This is a genomic window from Streptomyces sp. NPDC054872, assembly GCF_053610705.1.
Genome location: NZ_JBSGYY010000005.1, coordinates 45,109 through 67,281, shown reverse-complemented (window position 1 = coordinate 67,281; position 22,173 = coordinate 45,109). Strand labels below are relative to the sequence as shown.

Here is a 22,173-nt window from a genome sequence, read left to right as displayed (position 1 = left end):
TGGGTTTTCAACGCCTACGGGGGGGTCGCCCAGGCTTGTTTGTGGTTGGCGTATTTCTGTATGGCGCCGGGCGCGGGGGGGCGCCACCGGGCGGGGCCCGGGGCGTGTGGGCGGGGGCACGTCGCTATCCGGTGTCAGACCCTGCGGTACTGCGCGGGCGAACCCTTCGTGTCCTCATCCTCGTAGGACCCGGCCTTGCCCCGGTCCACGTGGAACGTCGTCAGGGTGCTGACGGGCGAGTGCGGGTCGCGGCGGTCGCCGATGACCCGCATGTGCGCGCTGAAGCGCTCCGGTGTCACCTCGTACACGTCGTAGCCGTACCGGTTGCCCTCGAAGTACTTCAGGTGTGGATTGGCCTTGCCCATCAGGGGGCCGTTGGTCGCGTTCCAGTCCGCGGAGTAGGCGCCGGAAGTCACCGAGTGCGCGGTGAACTCCGTGCCCACCAAGGGGGATTGAGGCTCGTCGAAATCGGTGCGGATGTCGTCTACGAAGGCGGAGTGCCAGTCGCCGGTGATGACGACCAGGTCCTCCAGGCCGCTCTTGTGCACGTGCCCGAGGACCTCCTTGCGCTCGGCGAGGAAGCCGTCCCACTGATCGGTGAACATGTACGAGCCGCCAGGACGGCCCCGGAGCTGGCTCAGCATGATGGAGTTGGCCCACACGTGCCAGGCGTCGGGTGCCCGGTCGACGGTCTTCTTCAGCCACGCCTTCTGCTCGGCGCCCAGGATCGTGCCATCCGGCAGGTTCTGCGCCGAGCGGTAGGAGCGCAGGTCCAGGACGGCCAGTTCCAGCAGATCGCCCCAGCGTCGCACCCGGTGGATCTCGGGGTCGGGCAGCGCGGAACCGCCGAAGGAGTCGCGGTGCGGCATGTGCTCGAACCACGCCTGGTACGCCGCTGCCCTTCGCTGCATGAACGGGGCGCCGCCGCCGGTGCCGCTGTAGTCGTTGGCAACCTCGTGGTCGTCCCAGGTCAGGAACCACGGGTGGGCGGCGTGCGCCTCGCGCAGTGATGCGTCGCCCTTGTAGAGGGCATGCCGTTTGCGGTAGTCGGCGAGCGTGAGGATCTCCGGGCCGTCGTGGTCGCGCACATGCGCCTCGGAGACGCCGCCGACCTGGCCGTGCTCGTAGATGTAGTCGCCGAGGTGCATGACGAAGTCGACGTTCTCGCGGGCTATGCCGCGGTGGGCGGCGTAGAAACCGTCGTGGAACGCTTGGCAGTTGGCGGCCGCGAAGGTGACCTTGGAGACGCGGCCGCTCGGCGCCGTCTTCGTGCGCCCCACGCGGGATGTCTTGCCGAGCGCCTTGAACGCGTACCAGTAGTGGCGGCCGGGGGCGAGGCCGCTCACCGGGACGTGCACGCTGTGGCCCAGCGTCGCCGACGCCGGGGCGGTGCCGCGGGCGACCACCCGGCGCAGCCGGGCGTCCTTGGCAACAACCCACTCGACCTCGACGACCTCGGGAAGTCTCTGCTCGGCGGCGAGGGGCTCGGGCGCGAGTCTGGTCCACAGCACCACGGAATGCTGCTGCGGATCGCCGGAGGCGACGCCCAGCGTGAAGGGCGCGCGGTCGTACGCGGCGCCCAGGTTCTCGGCGGCTTCGCGGGCCTGCGCCGGGGTGAGTCCCGGGGCGAGCGGCCAGGCGAGGCTGAGCGCGCCGACGGCCGCGGCGGACTTGAGCAGGTCACGGCGGTTGGCGGTCATCGGCGGCCTCCGGTGGCGCTGAGGGTGAGGGAAAGGGCGTCCGCGTAACCGTCGTTGGAGGTGCCGCTGCCGCCGCGCGTGAAGACGAGCAGGACCCGCGCCGAGCGGGCCGTGGGCGGCACCGCGGCTTCGGCCGTGCGCTCGAGGAGTCCGGTCTTGCTCTGCCGGTCGGCCGCGCTGACGGGGCCTAGGACGCTGAGGGCGATCGGGGTGCCCTTGGCGTCGCGGAACTCCACGGAGAGGCGTGCGCCGTCCTCCTGCGAGGCAAAGCCGCCGAGCCAGCCGGCCAGCGTGTAGCGGACCTTGCCCCCGTCGACGGCGCGGCGTCCGGTCGGACCACTCCTGGGCAGGTCGACGTCCTGTACCAGGGCGGTGCGCGGGCTGTTGCCGCCCGAGTAGAAGCGGCTTCCGCGGCGGGCCGGGCCGGGGTCCGACGCGGTCGGGTAGCCACCGCCGAGGCTGTAGGCGATGAGCGCCGGGGCTCCTTGGGTGACCTTCCAGCCGTGGACCTTCGAGACGGGGTCGGCGGTGCCGCCGACCCCGCTCTCCGCGTCGCCGTTGACGACGAGATTCACGCGCGCCTCCTGTGATCGGTGAGATGAGCGCGGTCATCCCACCAGCCCCGCATGAATCAGGAGAAGCATTCCGGCGAATTCTGTTACCACCACCTGCTTGCGGCCGTGTGCCGTTGGTGGCGAGTCCCCACTGTTCCGGCGCCCGGAGTGAGCCGGAGCGGCGGGCCCGTGTGCTGGCTCAGTTGCGGCAACTCCGTGCGGGGCGGCTCGTCTTCGCGGGAGGCTTGTGCGGTCTGCGCGAGCATGTCCCAAGGGTGCGCATTGTCTGCCGCAGTGCTCAGCCCTCGGCGGACTCGGACGATCGATGCCCGTCACTGACCACATGTCGCGCAGGCAGCACCATGGGCTTGGCGCGGCGGCGCCAAGCCCATGGTGCTGCTGCCGGCCGTCTCGACGGGTCGGGGCGACGAGCACGGCCACATCATCCGAACCGGCCGGGTAAACCGGCCGGCGCCCTACGGCGCGGTCTCTCGCAGACCGTCAGTCGGTGGAGAGCGCTTCGATCAGGCGACCTGCGTCCGGTGCTTCCAGAGCTCGGGCCGCGTCCGCGAGGGCGACCATGCCGACGAGGTCGGTGCCGTCGATCACGGGCAGCCGTCGCACCTTGTGCTGGCTCAAGGTCGCGAAGATCTCGTCCGCGCCGTCGTCCGCGCCGATCGTCACGGCCTCACCCTGTGCGAGCGTGCCCGTCTCGACCTCAGCCGGGTCGAGTCCTTGACCCACGACCTTGACCACGATGTCCCGGTCGGTCACCACGCCGACGAGGCGGTTGTTCTCGCCGCAGATGGGCAGGGCGCCCACCTGCAGCTCCTTCATCCTGCGAGCCGCGTCGAGCGCGCTCTCGTGCGCCTGTACGCACTGCGCGCCGCCGGTCATGATGTCGCGTGCCTTCGTGGTGTGCACGGTGAATCGCCGTCCCTTCGCAGGTACCTCGCGCTCCGGCACCCTTGCGCGCCGAAGGCTGTCCGTTTCGGGTGACCGGGTCCGGCGACTGTGAAACAAGCAAGCGGAAGTTCTTCACGAATCAGGGCTGGTTCGCCTGGCCGGTTGGGGGGAGTGGGGCGGCTCGGACCCGCTTGGTCCTGCATGATTCGCGCAGTGCGGGGCATTCGGCTTTTCTGGAACAGGAGGAAGCCATGGCCATGACGGAGCAGGCGGCAGAGTCCGCCGAAGAAACCTCGACGTGTCGCGGATGCCGGGACACCGGTGCTCCGGAACTCGGCATCGAACCGCCGGAGAACGCACGTCAACGAGTCAATCGACGCTGGAACGAAATCCTTCAGGAGACCCGGGTCGCTCAGACCGGGGTGCAGATCCTCTTCGGTTTTCTGCTCAGCGTGGCCTTTACTCCCCTTTTCCGGCAGTTGGACACGTTCGACCGAGTCGTTTACGTGGTCACTGTCATTCTCGGTGCGTCAGCGACAGGCTCGTTGATAGCGCCCGTTTCCATCCACCGCTTTCTTTCCGGCCAACGCATGAAGGACGAAGTGGTCGAGGCCGCGGGCCGTCTGATGATCTTCGGCATGGTGCTTCTCGCACTGACCATCGGCTGCACGCTCCTGCTGATCCTGCGCCTAGTGGTCCCGGGCGCCCTGGCCGAAATACTCGTCGGCGGGGTCATGCTCTGGTTCGGGTTCTGCTGGTACGTGCTGCCGATGCGACTGCGCCGCCGTGCCGCCGCGCGCCGTACCGGTGGGATCGACGCGTAGCGTGCCGACATTGCTCCTGCTTCACTTCTCGCGGCAAGGATCGGCTCGGTCAGCCGAGGCCGCCGCTGCCGAAGCTGCCGCCGTTGGATTTCTTGTGGTCTTCCGGATCCTGCGAAGGGCTGGGGTGGGTGCTCGGGGTGCCGTAGCCGCCGTCCAGCTCATGCGGCGTCAGCCGACCACCGTCGCGCGGGACTTCGTTCGGCTCCCGAAACTCCCGGACTTCCCTGACGGGACCGTCATCGGGCATTTTCGGCTGCTCTTCCGGTCGGGGCGGCGCGGGCTCACGCGCGCGAATCCGACGGCCCCACATAAAGGCGGCCAGAAGAACACCGACCACGACCAGGCCAACAATCCACATGAGCAAAGCCGTGCCCGAGGAAGCGGCCAATTCCCAGTGCGTCGTAGATTCCATACAAACGTTGTACCCGCCCTGCGCGAGTCATGCCAGCTGTCCCTGTCCCTCCCGCGTCCTATAGCGGTGACCTCAGAGGTAGGGAATAGCCGGGGAGGGAATAGCGCGCCAACATTGCAACAGCTGGTTTGGTGTAACCGGGGAGGAGGCGCAACCTTGTCCCGGTTCTGGCATCGTCACTCCTCCAGCGATGCCGGGTCCTGGGCCGGGCGGATGCTCAGCGCGTCGTCATCGACGTCCACCAGGACCCGGCTGCCGGCGGCCAGTTGCCCGTCCAGGAGCAGTCGAGAGAGCCGGTTGTCCACCTCGCGCTGGATGGTGCGGCGCAGCGGACGGGCGCCGTACTCGGGCTGGTGACCGCGCTCTGCGAGCCAGTCCACTGCCGCGGGGGAGAAGTCGATGGTGATGTCCTGGGCGCGCAGCCTGCGCCGGGTCTCCTCCAGGAGCAGATCGGTGACCTGTCGCAACTGCTCGCTGCTGAGCCGCCGGAAGATAACGACCTCGTCGATGCGATTGAGGAACTCCGGCCTGAAATGCTCGCGCAGCGGCCGCAGCACCTGCTCGCGCCGCGCCTCCTCGTCGGAGTCGGAGCCGTCCACCCGAAAGCCGAGTGCCGCGCCTCGTCCGGTGATCGCCTCGGAGCCCAGGTTGCTGGTCATCACAATGACGGTGTTGGTGAAGTTGACCGTGCGCCCCTGGGCGTCGGTCAGCCGCCCGTCGTCCAGTACCTGCAGAAGAATGTTGAAGACGTCGGGGTGGGCCTTTTCCACCTCGTCGAGCAGCAGCAGCGAGTACGGGTGGCGTCGTACGGCCTCGGTGAGCTGGCCCGCCTCCTCGTGGCCCACGTAACCGGGAGGCGCTCCGACGAGGCGGCTGACCGTGTGCCGCTCCTGGAACTCGCTCATGTCGAGCCGGACCATGCGCTCCTCGCTGCCGAACAGTGCCTCGGCCAGTGCCCGTGCGAGCTCTGTCTTGCCCACACCGGTGGGCCCGAGGAAGAGGAAGCTGCCGATGGGCCGGTCGGGGCTCGACAGACCGGAGCGTGAGCGGAGGACTGCCTCGGCCACGGCGCTGACGGCCTCGTCCTGTCCGATGACGCGTTGGTGCAGATGCTGTTCCAGGCCGAGCAGGCGTTCCTTCTCCTCCTGGGTCAGGGTGCTGACGGGGATGCCGGTCTGGCGGGAGACCACCTCGGCAATGTCCTCGGGGGACACCTCGATGATGTGCCCGTCGCCCGGCTCGCGGGTCTGCCCCGCCTTGATCTTCCGGGTCAGCTCGCCGATGCGATCGCGGAGTTCGGTGGCACGTTCGTAGTTCTCCGCCGCTACCGCCTGGTCCTTGTCGCGGACCGCCTGCTCCAACTCGCGTTCCAGCGCGCGCACGTCCGTGCCCTTCGTGCGCGAGCGCAGACGCACCCGCGCCCCGGCCTGGTCCATGAGGTCGATGGCCTTGTCCGGCAGGAACCGCTCGGTGAGGTAGCGGTCGGACAGTTCCACGGCGGCGAGCAGGGCCTGGTCGGAGTAGCGCACCTGGTGGTGCGCCTCGTAGCGGTCGCGCAGCCCGCGCAGGATCTCCACCGCGTCCGCGGCCGTCGGCTCGGGGACCAGGATCGGCTGGAAGCGGCGGGCGAGGGCGGCGTCCTTCTCGATGTACCGCCGGTACTCCTCCAGGGTGGTCGCGCCGATCACATGCAGTTCGCCCCGGGCCAGCGCGGGCTTGAGCATGTTGCCCGCGTCCATCGATCCGCCCTCGGAACCACCGCCGCCGGCTCCGACCACCGTGTGCAGTTCGTCGATGAAGACGATCACCTCGTCGGAGTGCGCGCGCACCTCGTTTATGATGCCGTTCAGCCGCTCCTCGAAGTCGCCCCGGTAGCGCGTGCCGGCCACGACGCCCGCCAGGTCGAGGGCGATGACACGGCGGTCGGCGAGGGTCTCCGGTACGTCACCGTCCGCGATCCGCTGGGCAAGGCCTTCCACCACTGCGGTCTTGCCCACACCCGCGTCACCGATGAGCACCGGATTGTTCTTGCCGCGCCGCGAGAGCACCTCGATGGTCTGCTCGATCTCTTCCTCGCGGCCGATGACCGGGTCGACGCGGCCTTCCCTGGCCAGTGCGGTCAGGTCCCGCCCGTACTGGTCGAGGGTGGGCGTGGCGCCTCCTGAACCCTGTTGCCGCGGCTCGGCGGCGCCCGGCTGCCCCTGCGGGGTCTGTGGTGTGGAGCCGGGGTCGAAGCGCGCCGCGTTGAGGATGTGTCCGGCTGCGCTGTCGGGATTGGCGGCGAGTGCCATGACGATGTGCTCGGGGCCGATGTAGCCGGCCCCGACGGCTCGCGCCACGTCATGTGCGTCGAGCAGTGCCCGCTTGACGGCGGGGGTGAGCGCCACCGCCTGCGGGGGCGTGACGCCCTCGGTCTCACCGGCGTGCCGGTCGATCTCGTCGGCGATGGTCTCGGGGTCGGCTCCCGAGCGCTCGATGAGGCCGCGCGTGGGTTCGAGGGTCAGGGCTGCCCGCAGCAGGTGTTCCGTGTCGAGGTTGCTCTGGCCGTGTTCCGCGGCGTACGAGGCTGCCGTGGTCACCAGCTGCCGGGCGGGACCGCTCATGAGCCTGTCGAAGTCGATGTGCCGTCGGCCGTTGCCGAAGAATCGTGCGAAAAGCTCTCCGAAGGGATCCTGTCCAAATCCCTCGGGTCCCGGGAAACCGCTGCTCATGCTCGTCCATTTCCGTCGCCCCGGGCGACCGGGACGCACTCGTGCGTCGTCGTGTGGAGTGCCTCTTGCCGGACACCGTCGGTCCGGGCCGACCCGAACCGGTAAGAGGTCCTCGTCGGGCATGACGTGGACCACCGCTTCCTCGGCACCGGCGCCGGCAGCGCCGAGGCGGCCGGCACGGGCCTTGGTCCTGTTTCGCCTTCTGATCGTCGCGCGCCGGTGCTCGAAGTGCCCGCGAAGCACAGCGCCAAACGCGCGGGTCTCAGGTGGCCGGGCGGGGCGATCAGGACGTGGCCTTGTGCTGTCGCGTGCCGCGAAGAGACTCGAGAAGCTCTTCCCGGTTCATGGAGGAGCGTCCCTGGACCGAGGCCTCCGCGGCCCGCTGATAGAGCTCGGCCTTGGTCAGTTCGTCGAGCGACGCAGGCTTGTGGCTCGCTTTCCGCTTCCCGCCACCTGAGGTCCTGCGCTTGGCGGCGGCGTCGCGAATATGGCTCGGGGCCGATGCCTTGGTCTCGGCGCTCTCGGCGCTCTCGGCGTTATTGGCGCGCTTCTTGCCGCCGCCGCGCGCGGGCTTCTTCGCCCGGTCGACGCTCGCCTTCAGGGCGTTCATGAGGTCGATGACGTTGGTGGACTCCGCGGGGGGTTCCGCTTTCTCGACCGCCTCGCCCTTGCGCTTGGCCTCGATGAGAGCGGCCACCTGCTCCTGGTAGGTGTCGTGGAAGTCATCGGGGTTCCAGTCGATGCGGAGCGTGTCCACGAGTTGGCGCGCCATCTTCAGCTCGCGGTCGGTGACCTTCGTCTTCCCGGGCAGGTTGTCGATCTCTTCACGGGGGTCACGGATCTCGTCGGACCAATGGAGGGTGTGCAGCGTCAGGAGGCCTCCCTCGGCCTTCACCGCGACCAGATACTGGTGATTGCGCATCACGAAGGTGGCGATCCCGGCTCGGTCCGCCTCGGCCAGCGCCTTCTCGAGCAGGGCGTAGACCTTGGCGTACTCCTTGCCCTTGGGACCGAGGTAGTACGTCTTGTCGAAGAAGATCGGCTCGATCTCCTCCAGGTCGACGAAGCCGGAGATCTCCAGAGTCTTGGAGCGCCCCGGCGCGATGTCGTCCAGCTCGTCCGGCTCGATCAGCACGTACTCGTCACCGGCGTCGAAGGCCTTGACGATCTCGTCGAGAGGGACTTCGTCGCCGGTGCGTTCGTTCACCCGTTTGTTGCGCACCCGGTCGGACGTGCCGCGCTGCAACTGGTGGAAGCGCACGGTGTGGCTGTCCGTGGCGGTGAACATCTGGACGGGCAGGGACACGAGACCGAAGGTCAGCGTTCCGCTCCACACTGGACGTGCCATGTCGTGACGCCCCTTTCTGCCTTTCCCATGGCACCCCGGTGAAGGGCTCGTCGCATCCGGGGAGGAGCCGCTGCCACATGTTTCCTCGAGCGGCCGCTCGGATACCCGGAGTGTGCACCGCGGCTGAGCGGCCGTGCGCCGGTGCCGCCGGGCAACGGGGTGTAGGGGTGCGCGGCCGGTTCCGGTTGTCGGACCACGCGGCAAGGGAGTGAATGAGTTCATGAGGATGTCTCCGGGTCCCGGCGCGGGAGGCACACGGTGAAGGATGTGGCCGACCGCCGGGCGATGCACCTGGCGGAAGTCCTGGCCCTTGCCCTGGACGGCCCGCTCCCGGCCGGCCAACCGGAGAAGGCCGGCTCCCGCCCCACTGTCCCGTCCCGGGCCCCGGCGCGGTCACCGCGTGTGTGGCGGCCCTGCGCGCGGCGGCGGCTGCCTGGCGCGACCGCTCTGGCCCGCCGTCGCCAGCACCCTTGACGGCCCCTTTGATTCTCTAGAGAAAGGCCAGCTCTGTGTCCATGAAAGTCTCCGACTACATTCTCCAGCGACTGCGTGAATGGGAGGTCGAGCGGGTCTTCGCCTATGCCGGCGACGGCATCAACGGCCTGCTCGCCGCCTGGGAGCGAGCGGACAACAAGCCACAGTTCATTCAGTCCAGGCACGAGGAGATGTCAGCCTTCGAGGCGGTCGGATACGCGAAGTTCTCCGGCAAGGTGGGTGTGTGCGCGGCGACCTCGGGACCGGGCGCGATCCACCTCCTGAACGGCCTGTACGACGCGAAGCTCGACCACGTGCCGGTGGTCGCGATCGTCGGACAGACCAACCGCACGGCCATGGGCGGCTCCTATCAGCAGGAAGTCGACCTGTTGAGCCTCTACAAGGACGTCGCCTCGGACTTCTGCGAGATGGTGACGGTGCCCGAGCAGCTCCCCAACGCCATCGACAGGGCGATGCGTACCGCATACGCGCGCCGGACGGTGACCGCGATCATCGTCCCCGCCGACGTGCAGGAGCTGGACTACTCCCCGCCGACCCACGCGTTCAAGATGGTGCCTTCCAGCCTGGGCATGGCCTCCTACGCGCCCGTTCCCGCCGCGGCAGACATCACCAAGGCCGCCGAAGTGCTGAACGCGGGAGAGAAGGTGGCCATCCTCATCGGCCAGGGCGCACGGGGTGCCCGTGCCGAGGTCGAGGTGGCCGCGGAGAAACTGAGTGCCGGGATCGCCAAGGCGCTGCTGGGCAAGGACGCGCTGCCGGACGATCTGCCGTACGTGACGGGGTCCATCGGCCTGCTCGGCACCCGCCCTTCGTACGAGCTCATGCAGGACTGCGACACGCTGCTCGTCATCGGCTCCAGCTTTCCGTACACCCAGTTCATGCCGGATCTCGACCAGGCGCGAGCGGTCCAGATCGACATCGATCCGCACATGATCGGGCTGCGCTACCCCTTCGAGGTCAACCTGGTGGGCGACGCCAAGGAGACCCTCAAGGCCCTGTTGCCGCAGCTGAAGAAAAAGAAGCACGGATCCTGGCGGAAGAAGATCGAGAAGGACACGGCGCGCTGGTGGGAGGTCATGGAACGACGGGCCGCCGTGGAGGCCGACCCCATCAACCCCGAGTACGTGGTCCACGCACTCGACGCCTTGCTGCCCAACGACGTGATCCTCGCCGCCGACTCCGGCTCCGCCGCGAACTGGTACGCCCGGCATCTGCGCATGCGAGGCACGATGCGCGGTTCCCTCTCCGGCACCCTCGCCACCATGGGGCCCGGCGTCCCGTACGTGATCGGCGCGAAGTTCGCCCACCCCGAGCGACCCGCCATCGCACTCGTGGGTGATGGTGCCATGCAGATGAACGGGATGGCCGAGCTCATCACCATCGCCAAGTACTGGCCCGAGTGGCAGGATCCGCGGCTGGTCGTGGCGGTTCTCAACAACCAGGACCTCAATCAGGTCACCTGGGAGATGCGGGCCATGTCCGGAGCCCCGCAGTTCCTGCCCTCGCAGGCGCTCCCCGACGTGCCCTACGCCGACTTCGCCAAGTCCATCGGTCTCGACGGCGTGCGCGTGGAGAAGCCGGGCGACGTGGAGAGTGCCTGGCATCGCGCGCTCGGCTCGGACCGGCCCTTCGTGATCGACTTCCGCACCGACCCGGCGGTGCCGCCGATTCCCCCGCACGCCAGCCTCGATCAGATCGAGGCCGCGGCGTCGGCCATCCTCAAGGGCGACAGCGACCGGGTCGGCATGATCCGGCAGGGGTTCAAGGCCAAGGTGCAGGAAATGCTCCCCGGGCGCGGCTCTAGTGGCGACTCGGGCGCCCGCGGGGGATCGGACGCCACATGACCCACGGTGCTCGGTCCGGTGCCGAACCTGCGGGGGACGGTGTGGATGTGGCCGTCTACACCGTCCCCACGGACGGACCGGAGGCCGACGGCGGCGCCACGGGCGAACTGGGCTCGGCCTGACCTTCCGACGTGAAGCGGCAGAGCGCTGCCGCGTCTCCTGATGGCCCATCAACGCCCCGCCCTGCCAGAGGATTTCGACCGGAGAGGACCACGTGATGTTCACGCCGGACCACACCGACACCGGCCCCGTTTTCGCGCCGCACGTGCTGCGGGAGTACGCGCTGCTGGCCGACGGCGAACGGGGCGCTCTGGTCGGCCCGCACGGCGACATCGCGTGGATGTGCGCGCCGCGGTGGGACTCCGACGCCGTGTTCTCGGCACTCGTGGGCGGCAGCGGCAGCTACGCCGTCACGCCGCTCGACCCGCGGCACGTGTGGGGTGGCTTCTACGAGACGGGCAGCCTGATCTGGCGCAGCCGCTTCATCACCGGCGAAGGGCCCGTCGAATGCCGCGAAGCCCTCGCCTTCCCCGGCGAGAGCGACCGCGTGGTGCTGCTGCGCCGGATCCTGGCGACGGACTGCCCCGCGCGGGTACGGATCGTCCTCGAGCCCCGTGGCGCGTTCGGCGGTGACAGCAGCCACGACGTCCGGCTCCACGACGACGTGTGGACCGGAAAGACAGGCCCGCTGAACTGGCGCTGGAGCGGTGCTGCGGCGGCGCGGGCAACTCGTACCCCGGATGGTGGCGGCGAGGTGCTCACCTTCGAGCTGACCGTGCCGCCGGGCCAGCGGCACGACCTCGTCCTGGAACTGTCCCCCAACGCGCTGCCCGCCGAACCGGTACAGCCCGACGCGGCATGGGCGGCCACCGAGGCCTCCTGGGCGCGGAACTGTCCCGAGCCTCCCGAGACCATCGCGACGCGAGACGCCCACCATGCCCTGGCCGTCCTGCGCGGCCTGACCAGCAGGAGCGGCGGCATGGTCGCCGCCGCCACGATGTGCCTGCCCGAACGCGCGGGAGCGGGCCGCAATTACGACTACCGCTATGCGTGGATCCGCGACCAGTGCTACGCGGGCATCGCAGCCGTGGGCGTCGGTGCCACCGGCCTTCTCGACTCAGCGGTCGGCTTCGTCTCGGCCAGACTTCTCCAGGACGGGCCGGAGCTCAAACCCGCCTACACTGTCACCGGCGGTGCGGTGCCTTCCGAACACACCCTGGATCTGCCCGGCTATCCGGGAGGAACCGACAAGATCGGCAACTGGGTCAACCAGCAGTTCCAACTCGACACGTATGGCGAGGCCCTGCAACTGCTGGCCGCCGCGGGCCATGCGGGCCGGCTGGACCCCGAAGGCCGGCGCGCCGTGCAGGTCGCCGTCGCCGCGGTCGAACAGCTGTGGAACCGGCCTGATGCCGGCATCTGGGAGATCGACGACCGGCACTGGACGCACTCCAAGCTGAGCTGTGTGGCCGGTCTGCGCGCGGTGGCCGCCCTCCCCGGTACCGGCAGGGACGTCGGTCGCCTCACCTCACTCGCCGACACGATCCTGGCCGACACGGCACGTACCAGCCTGCACCCCGACGGGCACTGGAAGCGGGCGCCGGACCTGCCGGGTGTCGACGCGTCGCTCCTGATGCCGCCCATCCGCGGCGCATTGGCGGGGGACGATCCCCGCACTCGTGCCACCGTGCGTGCCGTCCGGCGGGAACTGGCCCGTGACGAGTACGTCTACCGCTTCCGCCAGGACGACGGGCCGCTGGCCGAGGCCGAGGGCGCGTTCCTGCTGTGCGGTTTTCTGATGGCACTGGCCGAACACCAGCAGGGCCACACCACGCGCGCTCTGCGCTTCTTCGAACGCAACAGGGCGGCCTGCGGCCCTCCCGGTCTGTTCGCCGAGGAGTACGACATCATCCAGCGGCAGCTGCGCGGCAACCTCCCGCAGGCCTTCGTGCACGCTCTGCTCCTGGAGTGCGCCGCGCGTCTCAGCGAGGACCCGCCGCCACCGGCGCAGCGCGAGCGCGGGTAGCCCGAGGGTCAGGAAGAAGCTGCCCGGAACCGGCCCCCACTCCGTCAGCGGTATCAACTCATGCGCGCGTTGTGTCCAAATGTCGGTGGGTACCGAAAGTGGACGAAAGCAGCGCTGACAAGCGAGGAGACGAGAAGCACATGAAGATCGGCTACAAGCTGGCCGCCGAGGCGTTCGGCCCGTCGGAACTGGTGCGGCAGGCGGTTCTCGCCGAGAAGGCGGGTTTCGACTTCGTGGAGATCAGCGACCACTACCATCCCTGGCTCGACGTGCAGGGGCATTCACCGTTCGCCTGGACGGTCCTCGGCAGCATCGCGGCCAAGACCGAACGGATCGAGCTGGCGACCGGCGTGACGTGCCCGACGGTGCGCTATCACCCGGCGATCATCGCGCAGGCCGCTGCCACTCTCGCCCTGCTGTCGGAGGGACGGTTCGTGCTCGGCCTGGGCTCGGGCGAACGGCTCAACGAGCACGTGACCGGTGTCGGCTTTCCGGACGCCGTCTCCACCCGGCACGAGATGCTCAAGGAAGCCCTGGAGATCATCCGGCTGCTGTGGAGCGGCGGGTACCGCTCCTATGAGGGAAAGCACCTGCGGCTGGAGGACGCCCGGGTCTTCGACCTCCCCGAGAAGCTGCCGCTGATCGCGGTCGCCGCCAGCGGCAAGGCGTCGACGCGGCTCGCCGCGGAGTTGGGCGACGGCCTGTTCGCCACGGAGGACAAGCCGGAGATCGTCCAGGCCTATCGGGACGCCGGAGGTGACGGCCCGCGGTACGCGGAGGTGCCGATGGCGTGGGCGCCCGATGCGCACACCGGAGCGAAGGCCGCGCTGGAGACGTCGCGTTGGGCACTGACCGGGTGGAAGGTCATGAGCGAGCTGCCCAACCCGGTCAACTTCGACGCCGCGACCTCGACCGTGCGTGAGGACGACATCCTGCAGAAGTTCGCCTGTGGCACGGACCCCGCGCGGTACGTCGAGGTGGCGCAGAAGTTCGTGGACGCGGGCTTCGACAGGCTGGTCATGCAGAACGCAGGACCCGACCCCGACGGTTTCATCGACTTCTACCAGCGAGAACTCGACACGCGCATGCGCCGGCTCCGGCCGAGCCCCAGCACGGCCTGACGTAGGCCCCGGGCCGGCCTGCCGCGCATGCTCTCAGGACAGCTGCGACAGCTGTACGGGGCCAGGGCAGGGCGGGCTGCTTCTCGCCGCGTGCTGCCGGAGACCACAGGAAGGATCAATGTGTGCGCACAGGACAACAGCCCGGTCCTGGTGGCCGATGCGGGATCGTCAAGTCTGCGCCTGACCGTGTTCGGCGCCGACGGCAAGGCGCTCGCCGAACACCACAGTGAATCCCCGCCCGGCGATGACGCCTCGGGCCCGTTGAGGAAGCTTTTGGACACGGCGCCCGCCCCCGCCGCCGTCGGACATCGCATCGTCCACGGCGGACCGGAACTGCGCGGCCACACCGTGGTCGACGCCCAGGTCCGCGCCGTCCTGGAGCAGGTGGCCGACCTCGCGCCGCTGCACGTCCCGCCCGCCCTCACGGTTCTGGACGCGGCCCGGGAGCTGTTGCCGGACGTCCCACACGTCGCCTGCTTCGACACCGTTTTCCACAGCGAGCTGCCCGCTGCCGCGCGGGAATACGCGGTGCCCGCGACCTGGCGCGAGAACTACGGCCTGCGCCGCTACGGGTTCCACGGGCTTTCCTACGCCTGGGCGCTCGACCAGGCTGCCGGTCTCCTGGGCCACCGCCCCGAACAGCTTCACCTGGTGATCGCTCACCTTGGCGGGGGGTGCTCCGCATGCGCGGTGCGCGATGGGCGCAGTGTCGACACGACGATGGGATTCACCCCGCTGGAGGGGCTGGTGATGAGCCATCGCAGTGGCAGCGTCGATCCCGGCGCCCTGACCTGGTTGCAGACCCGGCACCACCTGCCGGCCAAGGACATCGAGAAGGCTCTGAACCACGAGTCCGGTTTGCTCGGCCTGTCCGGCACATCGGGCGACACGCGAGATTTGGTACGCAGCCGAGCGGCGGGGGACGAGCGAGCCGCGCTCGCCCTGGACGTCTTCACCCACCACTGCCGTCGTGGCATCGCCGAGATGACCGCGTCCCTGGACCGGCTCGACGCCCTGGTCTTCACCGGGGAGATCGGCGAGGACCAGCCCGAGGTGCGCGAGGAGGTGTGTGCCCGGCTCGCCACGCTCGGCCTCACCGGTGGTCTGCGGGCGTTGGTCGCCGAACGGCCCGAGATCGTCAGCCCACCCGGAGCGCGGGTCCCGGTCATCGTCGTACCCACCGGAGAGGCTGAGCAGGTCGACAAAGAGACCCGATCCCTGTTGGCCCACCGCTGAGACGGAGCACCCCTCCCTCTCCGCCGTCGGGAGCGGCCCCGATCTTCCGACAGCGTCACAGACAGGAGCAACATGGGATCCGAATCCGTGAAGATCCCCTCGCACCACACAACCCTGGGCGGCGACCTCACCCTCCCGCCAGGGGCACGGGGCGGAGCACCGGGCCCATCGGCGTCGTCTGCCGCCCGAGCCGAGAGCGCTGGGGCAACTCGTCACCACCCGAGATCGTGTACTTCGGCGCTGGTGCGTGCGGGCTCGTGCAGAGGCCGAGCCCCGGAATCGAGCGGCCGCGCGCCCGACGCGGAGCGCGGTTAGGTTGAAAGCGCGGGGCCCGAAAGCGGCGGGTGAGGCGGGCTGCCGCCTGCGTGGCGCCGGGCCGGAAATGACGGGAAACGGCGACGAGCCTTCAGCCCCCACCGAGGGAGAGAGGCAGGCATCAGGTCATGCGATTTCAGAATCGCCAAGTAGCAGGCCAGGAACTCGGTCTCCGGCTCATGGAATGGGCGTCCGAAGGTGAACTCCCGGATGCCGTGGTCCTCGCGCTGCCCCGCGGTGGCGTACCGGTGGCAGTCGAAGTGGCGCGCGCCCTCAGAGCGCCTCTGGATGTGCTCGTCGCTCGGAAGATCGGCCTCCCCGGACGTCCGGAAACCGGCATCGGCGCGATCGTCGGTGATGACCCACCGCTCTTCGACCGGCGGGCACTGCGCATGCTGGGCCTCGACGAGGATCGCCTCGCCCAGGACGTGGCCCGTGAACGCCACGAACTGAAGCGCCGCGAACAGCTCTACCGCGGCGACCGACCCATGCCGGACATCAAGAACAGCAACGTGATCGTCGTCGACGACGGGTTGGCCACCGGAGCCACCGCGCGTGCCGCTCTCCGCCATCTCCGGAGCCTGGAACCGGCCCGACTGATCCTCGCGGTCCCCGTCTGCGCTCCCGAGACCGCAGCGGGAATGCGCTCGGAAGGCGACGACATCGTCTGCCTCCAGCAGCCGCCCGATTTCGGGGCAGTGGGCCTCTGGTACGACGACTTCGAGCAAGTGAGTGACGACGAGGTCATCCAGGCCCTGAACGAACACCGCGCCACAACGCCCGACGGGTGACGGCCTGCCACCAGCGCCTCTGAGGCAATCCGGGAGCAGCCGCCCCCGGACACACACCGACTCAGCACCTACGGCCATCGACTCAGCACACCTTCGGATACTGACCCGACACCCAGGAGGAACCGACCATGACCGTCCCGCAGCCGCCCGGCAGGCCTGATCCGACGCGCCCCGACCCGGTTCCGCCGACGCCCACGCCCCCTTCGCCGCCTCCCGGCCCGCAACCGGGCCCGGCCCCGTCCCCGGTGCCTCCGTCAGGCCCCGACCCCGTGCCCCCCACGCCTCCGGGACCGGGCCCTGTACTTCCGGAGCCGGAACCGCCCCGGCCGTGACGGCAGCGCGAGCCGCACGGGTTCACATCAACCCGAAGCGGCCGAGCCGATGAAACGGGGGGACCGCTGACCGGCAGGCAGCTTCACCTCGCCTCCCTGGACTGAGCCAGGAGAGGGGTGTGTGCCCGGACGGCGCCGTAACGCCCGGCCGTGCGTGCCGGTCAGCCGAGGTCGTCCTCGGGATGAGCACGGTTCTGCAGCTGCCAGTACTCACCGGAGCAGCCCGACGGCAGCGGCGGGAAGCGGTGGGTCTTCACGTCGGTGCTCCAGTGGTGCTCTCCGCCGCAGTCACATTCGTAGATCCCGCTGGCAGGCACGATCTCGCCGGGGTGCCATGACGCTTTCTCCTCGCTCATTGCTCCTTTCTACGACAGCACCGCGCAGGCCGCGACCGGGCTGTCCGCCCACGTGGAACTGCCACGGCCGCATGCGACGAACTGTGCGGCCAGTCGGGGGACGGCCGCTGGGTACGGCTTGGGCACCGCTTGGAGCGCGGACTGCTCGGTCTAGCGCCTGTGAGGACGTCGGCCGGTCGCAACGGGATGACTATGCCGAAACCCAGGGGGTACCCGTCGGCCGCTTCATGCTCCGCCCGACGGGCAAAGGATGACGCGTTGTCCCTGCTCGCCCCGGAGCGTCCGCAACGAACTGGAGGTGTGAGCGATGACCAGCAAAGCCGAGACCGGAAGCACCACCGGGACACCAGACAAGGACTACAACCTCATCTGGTACGTCGAATCGTGCCTGAACAACGCGCTCCGACTGGAGACCTACATCCAGGACGCGGAGCGTGAAAAGGACGCCGAACTGGTGGATCTCTTCCGCAAGGCCCAAGCGGACAGCCGCAAGGGCGCCGAATTCGGCAAGCGCCTGCTGCGTGCCCGCTTGAACGACTGACTCACCGGCACGCCCGGTTCTGCTCGGGCTCGTTCCCAGAGCCCGGGCCTCTGGCGCGTGAGCGACGAACGGCTCCGGGCGGTGGCTTGCCTGCACGAAGGTCATTCGAGATTCTGTGGAACGTGAACCGTCCCCGGACCCCGGAGGGCTCGCGTGTCGACCGACGCCAATACCCGTGCCGCCACCAACACTTCTGCCCCCGAAGCGGGCGACAACGAGGGCGTGTTGGAGCTGCAGGGCGAGGTGCAGCAACTGCGGCAAGCGCTGGGGGCGCACGCCACGGTTGACCAGGCCATCGGTGTGATCATTGCGCTGGGCCGACTGAGCCCGGATGCGGCATGGACCGTTGTCCGCAACGTTTCGATGTGCACGAACACCAAGCTGCGGGACGTAGCGCAGCAGGTCGTCGAGTCTGCGTCTACGGGCGACGTGCCCAAGGATCTTCGCCGCGAGATCAAGCGTCAGATTCAACAGGCACAGCAGTCGGTCACCAGGCCAACCGACGAGCAGTGAAAAGGCTCGCGCCGCCCTTGTAGCGGAGCGGGGCGCTTCGTCGCCAAACTCTAAGAAGCCCTCTTATCCCGCAGGGAAACACTGACCTCCCGGCTATCGCCAGGAGGTCAGATGCCGAGTACTTCCCGCGCAAAATACTTGCTCGCCGCCGCAGCTGCCGTCGTACTCGCAGCCACAACCGGAGCCGCCCTCCCTGGGCACGGCCCGTGGCCATCCCACACGGTCCACGCTGCGTTGGCCCCGGGCGGCGACACCGGGGGAGGGGCTCACAAGCTCATCCGCGAACAGATCGACCTCGACCTCGACCGGGACGACGAGGACCGTGGTTTCTGACGGTCACGGCTGCAGGAGTGCGCGCACCGCTTGGACGATGTGCGTGCGGGAGATGCCTGCCGCGTCGAGGAGTTCGGTGGTGGTGCCGGAGCCAGGCAGGTTGGTGACGGCGAGGTGGGCGAAGGCGGGGTGGGCCGGAATGGTGGCGAGGGCCGAGAGGACGGCTTCCCCGAGGCCGCCTTCGGGGTGATGGTCCTCGGCGACGACGAAAGCGCCGGTGTCCTGTGCGGCGCCTGCGAGGGTGGCGGCGTCGATGGGCTTGATGGAGTACGCGTCGATGACGCGGGCCCGGACGCCCGCGGCGGCGAGGTCATCAGCGGCGGCGAGGCATTCGTGGAGGGTGACGCCCGCTCCGATGAGGGTGACTTGATCGTCGTCACCGCTGCGCAGGGTCTTCGAGCCCCCGACGGGGAAGCTCTCGTCGTCGGCGTACAGGACGGGATAGGCGCCACGGGTGGTGCGCAGGTAGGAGATGCCGTCGAGGTCTGCCATGGCCGCGGTCAGGGCGGTGGCGGACGTGGCGTCGCTCGGGTACAGGACGGTGGATCCGTGCACGGCGCGCATCATGGCGAGGTCCTCGACGCCCATCTGAGAGGGGCCGTCGGCGCCGATCTCCACTCCGCTGTGAGTTCCGCACAGCGCCATGGTGATCTCTGAAACGGCCGCCATGCGGATGAAGTCGTGCGCACGCGTCAGGAACGCGGCGAAGGTGGTGGCGTAGGGGCGATATCCGCAGACCGCCATGCCCACCGCATCGGCGATCATCTGCTGCTCGGCGATAAAGGTCTGAAAGTAGCGCTCGGGGTGAGCCTTCTTGAAGTCTTCGACGTGCGTGGAGTTACCGACTTCAGCGTCCAGGGCGACGACATCGGGATGCGCTCCAAGGGCGGCCAGCGCCTTGCCGAATGCGACACGGGTGGCCACCTCCTCGCCCACTTCGAAGCGGGGCAGCTCTACGGCGGCTGCTGCCGGAGCGGGAACGGGTGCGGCGTCGGGGGGCTTCGGGCCATTCACCCGCAGATCACGGATCCCGCCCAGCTCAGCGATGGCGCGGTCGGCCAGGTCCTCGGGCAGGGGCTTGCCGTGCCACCCCTCCTTGTCGGCGACCTCACTCACGCCTTGGCCCTTGACGGTCTTGGCGACGATGACGGTGGGGGCCTGTCCGTCGGCGGCGGTGGTCAGTGCTCGGTCGATCGCGTCGAGGTCATGGCCGTCGACGACCAGAGCGCGGCAGCCGAAGGCCTCGGCGCGGCGGGCGTAGGTGTCGGTGTCCCACTCAAGCTCGGTGGGGCCGCTCTGCCCCAGCCGGTTGACGTCGATGAGGACGGTGAAGTTGGCGAGCTGATGATGCCCGGCCTTGTCGAGGGCTTCCCATACGGACCCCTCGGCCATCTCACTGTCCCCGCACAACACCCAGACCCGATAGGGCTGCTTTGCCAGGTCCCGTCCGGTCAACGCGATGCCGACTCCGTAGCCGACGCCCTGGCCCAGCGAACCGGTGGCCACATCCACCCAGGGCAGTTCCGGAGTGGGGTGCCCCTGCAATCGGTGCCCGAATCGGCGGTACGTGGTCATCAGCTCCTTGTCGCTGACGACGCCGGCCGCTTTGAACATGGCGTACAGCAGGGGAGAGGCATGTCCCTTGGAGAAGACCAGGTGGTCGCCGGCCCGGTGGTCCGGGTCCTGCCAGTCGTAGCGAAGGTGGCGCGTCATCAGTACGGCCATCAGATCGGCGGCGGAGAGACTCGATGTGGGGTGCCCGGAACCGGCCGAAGTGCTGGCACGCACCGAGTCCACCCGCAGTTGCTGCGCGAGTTCGAAGACCTGGGCCAGGTCGCTTTCGGCGTCGAGCGTGCTTTTCTGGTCGGTGCTCATGACGGGGCCTTTCCGGGGACTAGGCGGCGCATTAGTGCTTCCCGTTCCGGTTGCCGGGTCACGGCAGTCGCAAACTTTGCCCTCATTCGGCGGGCGGTGACACGTACGGGATCGGCCCGGGTGCGGCGACGACCTCGGCCTCTGGTCAGGAAGCTCCTCGATTGATCACATGCTCCTGCATTTCGGTGAAGGACCGCGCGTCGCGGGGCGGGTAATTCAATCTGTCCGGAGCTGGGCCTACGTTCCTCCGCAGTGCGGAGTTCCGGGCTTTGCTCGGGGCCCGACCGCCTCAAAGGAGAAGGAAATGATGGTTCGCAAGGCGATGAGCGGTTGTACGGCGGTGGTTCTCGTCTCCGCGGCGATGACCGGCCTCGCTTATGCAGATGTTCCCGCCGAGCCGAAGCCCGGTGCGGCGGCGGCACCGCGGGTCACGGTCACCCCGACGACGGCCAAGCAGAAGACATCGGTCACGGTGAAGGTCGTGGGCGCTCCGAAGACGTGCCGTTCGGTGCAGGCGCGGTCGAATGCCTTCGTCGTCAAGACGGTGGCGTTGGCGAAGAAGGGGAACCCGCCGGTGTACTCGGGCAAAGCAGCGGTGAAGGCGAATGCCGCTCCGGGTGCTCACCAGGTCGTGGTCGCGGGAGTCGGCTGCGGAAAGTGGACGGCCAAGGCCAATCTCACTCTCCTCGCACCGGCCCCGAAGCCGGTGAAGGGCAAGGTCATCTCGAAGACCGGTGTCAACGTACGCCAGAAGCCCGCCTCCAACTCGCGCATCACCGGGGCTTACCGCAGCGGACAGACCATCGCCCTGATCTGCCGTAAGGCCGGCCAGCCCGTCGCCGGCAACCGCACCTGGTACCGGGTCAAGACGCCTCAGGGATGGGTCACGGCTCGCTACGTGAAGGCCAACGGCGCGGTCCCGCTCTGCAAGTGAACGAACCGTCCGTGATTCGTTCTCCGCTCCGCGCTGTGACGATCGCGGCGTGGGGCGGGGCGACTCGGTAGCGTTCGTTGCCCACTGCATTTGGGCCGGCAGGCACGCCCACGCCGTGCCTGCATGATGCGGACGGCGGTGGGTACCGAGCGCCTGCGGGCCGGGAGGATCATGCTGGCTGGGGAAGCCGCCGGGGCCTCCCGGCTCGACCACAGAGGCGCCGAACGCTGCTCTGAGAGCTTTCCTCGGCGCCGGCCCGCCTTCGGTCTAGTCGAGCCGATGGGTGTCGAGGACCTGCTCGGCCGTGTGCAGCAGGGGCTGGCTGTGGCTGAACGCGTGGGCGCGAAGGCGGGCCAAGGCATCGTCGGTGGTGAGCCCCTCTTTGGCGGCGAGGACACCTGCGGCCATGTGCACGGTGGGCGGGTAGCCCTGCGGTCCGCGTTGGGTGGGGCGGGCTTGGTTGGTGAGCAGGTGGGGGTGTTCCTCCAGGGCGAGCAGGCCCAGAATGCGGGCGTAGGCACTGGCCCGCTCTTTTTGTTCGGGGCTGAAGGGGATGGGTTCGCAGCGGTAGACGTCCATGGCGCCGATGGCGAGGTTGCCGATGGTCAGGGGCAGGGCCAGGACGCTGCGGGCTCCCTGTTCGCTCGCCAGGGGTGCGTAGGCGGGCCAGCGGGTGACTGCGGACGGATGTCGCAGGTCTACCGCGTCGAGAGGAACGCCTTGGGTGTAGGCCTCGGTGCAGGGGCCCTCGCCGGTGACCAACTGGGCGTCTTCCACAGTGCGGGCGCGTTCGTCCGTGGCCGTGGCGAGCAGGCGTAGCTCGCCGGCGACGACGAGGGTGACGCCGGCGAAGTCTGCGTCCATGTCCTCGGAGCAGGCCCGGCAGGCGGTGAGGAGTGTGACGCCACCGGTGTGAGCAGCGGCGCTGATGCGCTGCCAGGCTGCGGCGTGGTGGTCCTGGTTCACGAGGCGTCCCTATGGCGGGGTGGCGGGAGCCGCGTCCTTC

At 69.0% G+C, this 22,173-nt stretch carries 19 protein-coding genes; 10 read left to right on the top strand and 9 right to left on the bottom strand.

Annotation, left to right across the window (positions count from 1 at the left end; all coding sequences use genetic code 11):
• Nucleotides 1-134: 134 nt before the first annotated feature.
• The 3 genes from ACWGIH_RS07705 to ACWGIH_RS07695 all read right to left on the bottom strand — a co-directional run bounded on the left by ACWGIH_RS07705 (nt 135) and on the right by ACWGIH_RS07695 (nt 3,151).
• Entirely contained in the window at nt 135-1,700 is a 1,566-nt protein-coding gene (locus tag ACWGIH_RS07705; protein WP_453447147.1) for an alkaline phosphatase D family protein, read from the bottom strand.
• A complete protein-coding gene (locus ACWGIH_RS07700) occupies nt 1,697-2,275 on the bottom strand; it encodes a phosphoesterase (protein WP_453447145.1) in 579 nt (192 codons plus the stop codon). Before ACWGIH_RS07700 ends, ACWGIH_RS07705 begins: the two co-directional genes overlap by 4 nt.
• Before the next feature lie 480 nt (nt 2,276-2,755).
• On the bottom strand, nt 2,756-3,151 hold the full coding sequence (locus tag ACWGIH_RS07695) for a CBS domain-containing protein (RefSeq protein ID WP_453447326.1): 396 nt from the start codon (nt 3,149-3,151) through the stop codon (nt 2,756-2,758).
• Between the two features lie 260 nt (nt 3,152-3,411).
• On the opposite strand from ACWGIH_RS07695, the gene ACWGIH_RS07690 reads away from it, so the two are divergent.
• A complete protein-coding gene (locus ACWGIH_RS07690) occupies nt 3,412-3,984 on the top strand; it encodes a DUF6328 family protein (RefSeq protein ID WP_453447143.1) in 573 nt (190 codons plus the stop codon).
• Nucleotides 3,985-4,033: 49 nt separating this feature from the next.
• On the opposite strand, the gene ACWGIH_RS07685 is transcribed toward ACWGIH_RS07690, so the two are convergent.
• From ACWGIH_RS07685 to ku, 3 genes are all read right to left on the bottom strand, one after another.
• Complete coding sequence (locus tag ACWGIH_RS07685; RefSeq protein WP_453447141.1) at nt 4,034-4,396, bottom strand: DUF6479 family protein; 363 nt, start codon at nt 4,394-4,396, stop codon at nt 4,034-4,036.
• A gap of 176 nt (nt 4,397-4,572) precedes the next feature.
• Nucleotides 4,573-7,107 (bottom strand): ATP-dependent Clp protease ATP-binding subunit, encoded by a 2,535-nt coding sequence (locus ACWGIH_RS07680; protein WP_453447139.1) that lies wholly within the window; start codon nt 7,105-7,107, stop codon nt 4,573-4,575.
• A 283-nt stretch (nt 7,108-7,390) separates the two neighbouring features.
• A complete protein-coding gene (ku, locus tag ACWGIH_RS07675) occupies nt 7,391-8,455 on the bottom strand; it encodes a non-homologous end joining protein Ku (RefSeq protein ID WP_453447137.1) in 1,065 nt (354 codons plus the stop codon).
• A gap of 515 nt (nt 8,456-8,970) precedes the next feature.
• On the opposite strand from ku, the gene ACWGIH_RS07670 reads away from it, so the two are divergent.
• The 6 genes from ACWGIH_RS07670 to ACWGIH_RS07645 all read left to right on the top strand — a co-directional run bounded on the left by ACWGIH_RS07670 (nt 8,971) and on the right by ACWGIH_RS07645 (nt 16,283).
• The gene (locus ACWGIH_RS07670; protein ID WP_453447136.1) at nt 8,971-10,794 is read left to right on the top strand and encodes a thiamine pyrophosphate-requiring protein; all 1,824 of its coding nucleotides are present in this window, start codon (nt 8,971-8,973) and stop codon (nt 10,792-10,794) included.
• Nucleotides 10,791-10,916, top strand: coding sequence for a hypothetical protein (locus ACWGIH_RS07665; RefSeq protein ID WP_453447134.1), 126 nt, complete (start codon nt 10,791-10,793; stop codon nt 10,914-10,916). Before ACWGIH_RS07670 ends, ACWGIH_RS07665 begins: the two co-directional genes overlap by 4 nt.
• Nucleotides 10,917-11,011: 95 nt before the next feature.
• Nucleotides 11,012-12,820, top strand: coding sequence for a glycoside hydrolase family 15 protein (locus ACWGIH_RS07660; protein ID WP_453447132.1), 1,809 nt, complete (start codon nt 11,012-11,014; stop codon nt 12,818-12,820).
• 140 nt (nt 12,821-12,960) lie between these two features.
• On the top strand, nt 12,961-13,941 hold the full coding sequence (locus tag ACWGIH_RS07655) for a TIGR03557 family F420-dependent LLM class oxidoreductase (RefSeq protein WP_453447131.1): 981 nt from the start codon (nt 12,961-12,963) through the stop codon (nt 13,939-13,941).
• Nucleotides 13,942-13,968: 27 nt separating this feature from the next.
• The gene (locus ACWGIH_RS07650; protein ID WP_453447129.1) at nt 13,969-15,177 is read left to right on the top strand and encodes an acetate/propionate family kinase; all 1,209 of its coding nucleotides are present in this window, start codon (nt 13,969-13,971) and stop codon (nt 15,175-15,177) included.
• 443 nt (nt 15,178-15,620) lie between these two features.
• The gene (locus ACWGIH_RS07645; RefSeq protein WP_453447128.1) at nt 15,621-16,283 is read left to right on the top strand and encodes a phosphoribosyltransferase; all 663 of its coding nucleotides are present in this window, start codon (nt 15,621-15,623) and stop codon (nt 16,281-16,283) included.
• 493 nt (nt 16,284-16,776) lie between these two features.
• Here the strand turns inward: ACWGIH_RS07645 and ACWGIH_RS07640 are convergent, their stop codons facing one another.
• Nucleotides 16,777-16,971: a hypothetical protein gene (locus ACWGIH_RS07640; protein ID WP_453447126.1), complete on the bottom strand. Its 195-nt coding sequence runs from the start codon at nt 16,969-16,971 to the stop codon at nt 16,777-16,779.
• 307 nt (nt 16,972-17,278) lie between these two features.
• Here ACWGIH_RS07640 and ACWGIH_RS07635 point away from each other — a divergent pair, with 307 nt between their 5' ends.
• Together ACWGIH_RS07635 and ACWGIH_RS07630 are read left to right on the top strand one after the other, a co-directional pair.
• Entirely contained in the window at nt 17,279-17,512 is a 234-nt protein-coding gene (locus ACWGIH_RS07635; protein WP_453447125.1) for a hypothetical protein, read from the top strand.
• Nucleotides 17,513-17,665: 153 nt separating this feature from the next.
• The gene (locus ACWGIH_RS07630; RefSeq protein ID WP_453447123.1) at nt 17,666-18,025 is read left to right on the top strand and encodes an ANTAR domain-containing protein; all 360 of its coding nucleotides are present in this window, start codon (nt 17,666-17,668) and stop codon (nt 18,023-18,025) included.
• A 336-nt stretch (nt 18,026-18,361) separates the two neighbouring features.
• On the opposite strand, the gene ACWGIH_RS07625 is transcribed toward ACWGIH_RS07630, so the two are convergent.
• Nucleotides 18,362-20,233, bottom strand: a complete 1,872-nt coding sequence (locus ACWGIH_RS07625) for a transketolase (RefSeq protein WP_453447121.1) — start codon at nt 20,231-20,233, stop codon at nt 18,362-18,364.
• Between the two features lie 304 nt (nt 20,234-20,537).
• Between ACWGIH_RS07625 and ACWGIH_RS07620 the strand changes: the two genes are divergently transcribed.
• Nucleotides 20,538-21,167, top strand: a complete 630-nt coding sequence (locus tag ACWGIH_RS07620) for an SH3 domain-containing protein (RefSeq protein ID WP_453447119.1) — start codon at nt 20,538-20,540, stop codon at nt 21,165-21,167.
• Between the two features lie 267 nt (nt 21,168-21,434).
• On the opposite strand, the gene ACWGIH_RS07615 is transcribed toward ACWGIH_RS07620, so the two are convergent.
• Nucleotides 21,435-22,133: a GAF and ANTAR domain-containing protein gene (locus ACWGIH_RS07615; RefSeq protein WP_453447117.1), complete on the bottom strand. Its 699-nt coding sequence runs from the start codon at nt 22,131-22,133 to the stop codon at nt 21,435-21,437.
• Nucleotides 22,134-22,173 lie beyond the last annotated feature (40 nt).

Excerpts from the sequence above, each read along its gene's own strand:
- ACWGIH_RS07670 (WP_453447136.1), top strand. The coding sequence starts at position 8,971 with ATGAAAGTCTCCGACTACATTCTCCAGCGACTGCGTGAATGGGAGGTC.
- ACWGIH_RS07705 (WP_453447147.1), bottom strand. The coding sequence starts at position 1,700 with ATGACCGCCAACCGCCGTGACCTGCTCAAGTCCGCCGCGGCCGTCGGC.
- ACWGIH_RS07655 (WP_453447131.1), top strand. The coding sequence starts at position 12,961 with ATGAAGATCGGCTACAAGCTGGCCGCCGAGGCGTTCGGCCCGTCGGAA.
- ACWGIH_RS07690 (WP_453447143.1), top strand. The coding sequence starts at position 3,412 with ATGGCCATGACGGAGCAGGCGGCAGAGTCCGCCGAAGAAACCTCGACG.
- ACWGIH_RS07640 (WP_453447126.1), bottom strand. The coding sequence starts at position 16,971 with ATGAGCGAGGAGAAAGCGTCATGGCACCCCGGCGAGATCGTGCCTGCC.
- ACWGIH_RS07695 (WP_453447326.1), bottom strand. The coding sequence starts at position 3,151 with ATGACCGGCGGCGCGCAGTGCGTACAGGCGCACGAGAGCGCGCTCGAC.
- ACWGIH_RS07680 (WP_453447139.1), bottom strand. The coding sequence starts at position 7,107 with ATGAGCAGCGGTTTCCCGGGACCCGAGGGATTTGGACAGGATCCCTTC.
- ACWGIH_RS07635 (WP_453447125.1), top strand. The coding sequence starts at position 17,279 with ATGACCAGCAAAGCCGAGACCGGAAGCACCACCGGGACACCAGACAAG.
- ACWGIH_RS07665 (WP_453447134.1), top strand. The coding sequence starts at position 10,791 with ATGACCCACGGTGCTCGGTCCGGTGCCGAACCTGCGGGGGACGGTGTG.
- ACWGIH_RS07685 (WP_453447141.1), bottom strand. The coding sequence starts at position 4,396 with ATGGAATCTACGACGCACTGGGAATTGGCCGCTTCCTCGGGCACGGCT.
- ACWGIH_RS07625 (WP_453447121.1), bottom strand. The coding sequence starts at position 20,233 with ATGAGCACCGACCAGAAAAGCACGCTCGACGCCGAAAGCGACCTGGCC.
- ku (WP_453447137.1), bottom strand. The coding sequence starts at position 8,455 with ATGGCACGTCCAGTGTGGAGCGGAACGCTGACCTTCGGTCTCGTGTCC.
- ACWGIH_RS07650 (WP_453447129.1), top strand. The coding sequence starts at position 13,969 with ATGCTCTCAGGACAGCTGCGACAGCTGTACGGGGCCAGGGCAGGGCGG.
- ACWGIH_RS07620 (WP_453447119.1), top strand. The coding sequence starts at position 20,538 with ATGATGGTTCGCAAGGCGATGAGCGGTTGTACGGCGGTGGTTCTCGTC.
- ACWGIH_RS07645 (WP_453447128.1), top strand. The coding sequence starts at position 15,621 with ATGCGATTTCAGAATCGCCAAGTAGCAGGCCAGGAACTCGGTCTCCGG.
- ACWGIH_RS07660 (WP_453447132.1), top strand. The coding sequence starts at position 11,012 with ATGTTCACGCCGGACCACACCGACACCGGCCCCGTTTTCGCGCCGCAC.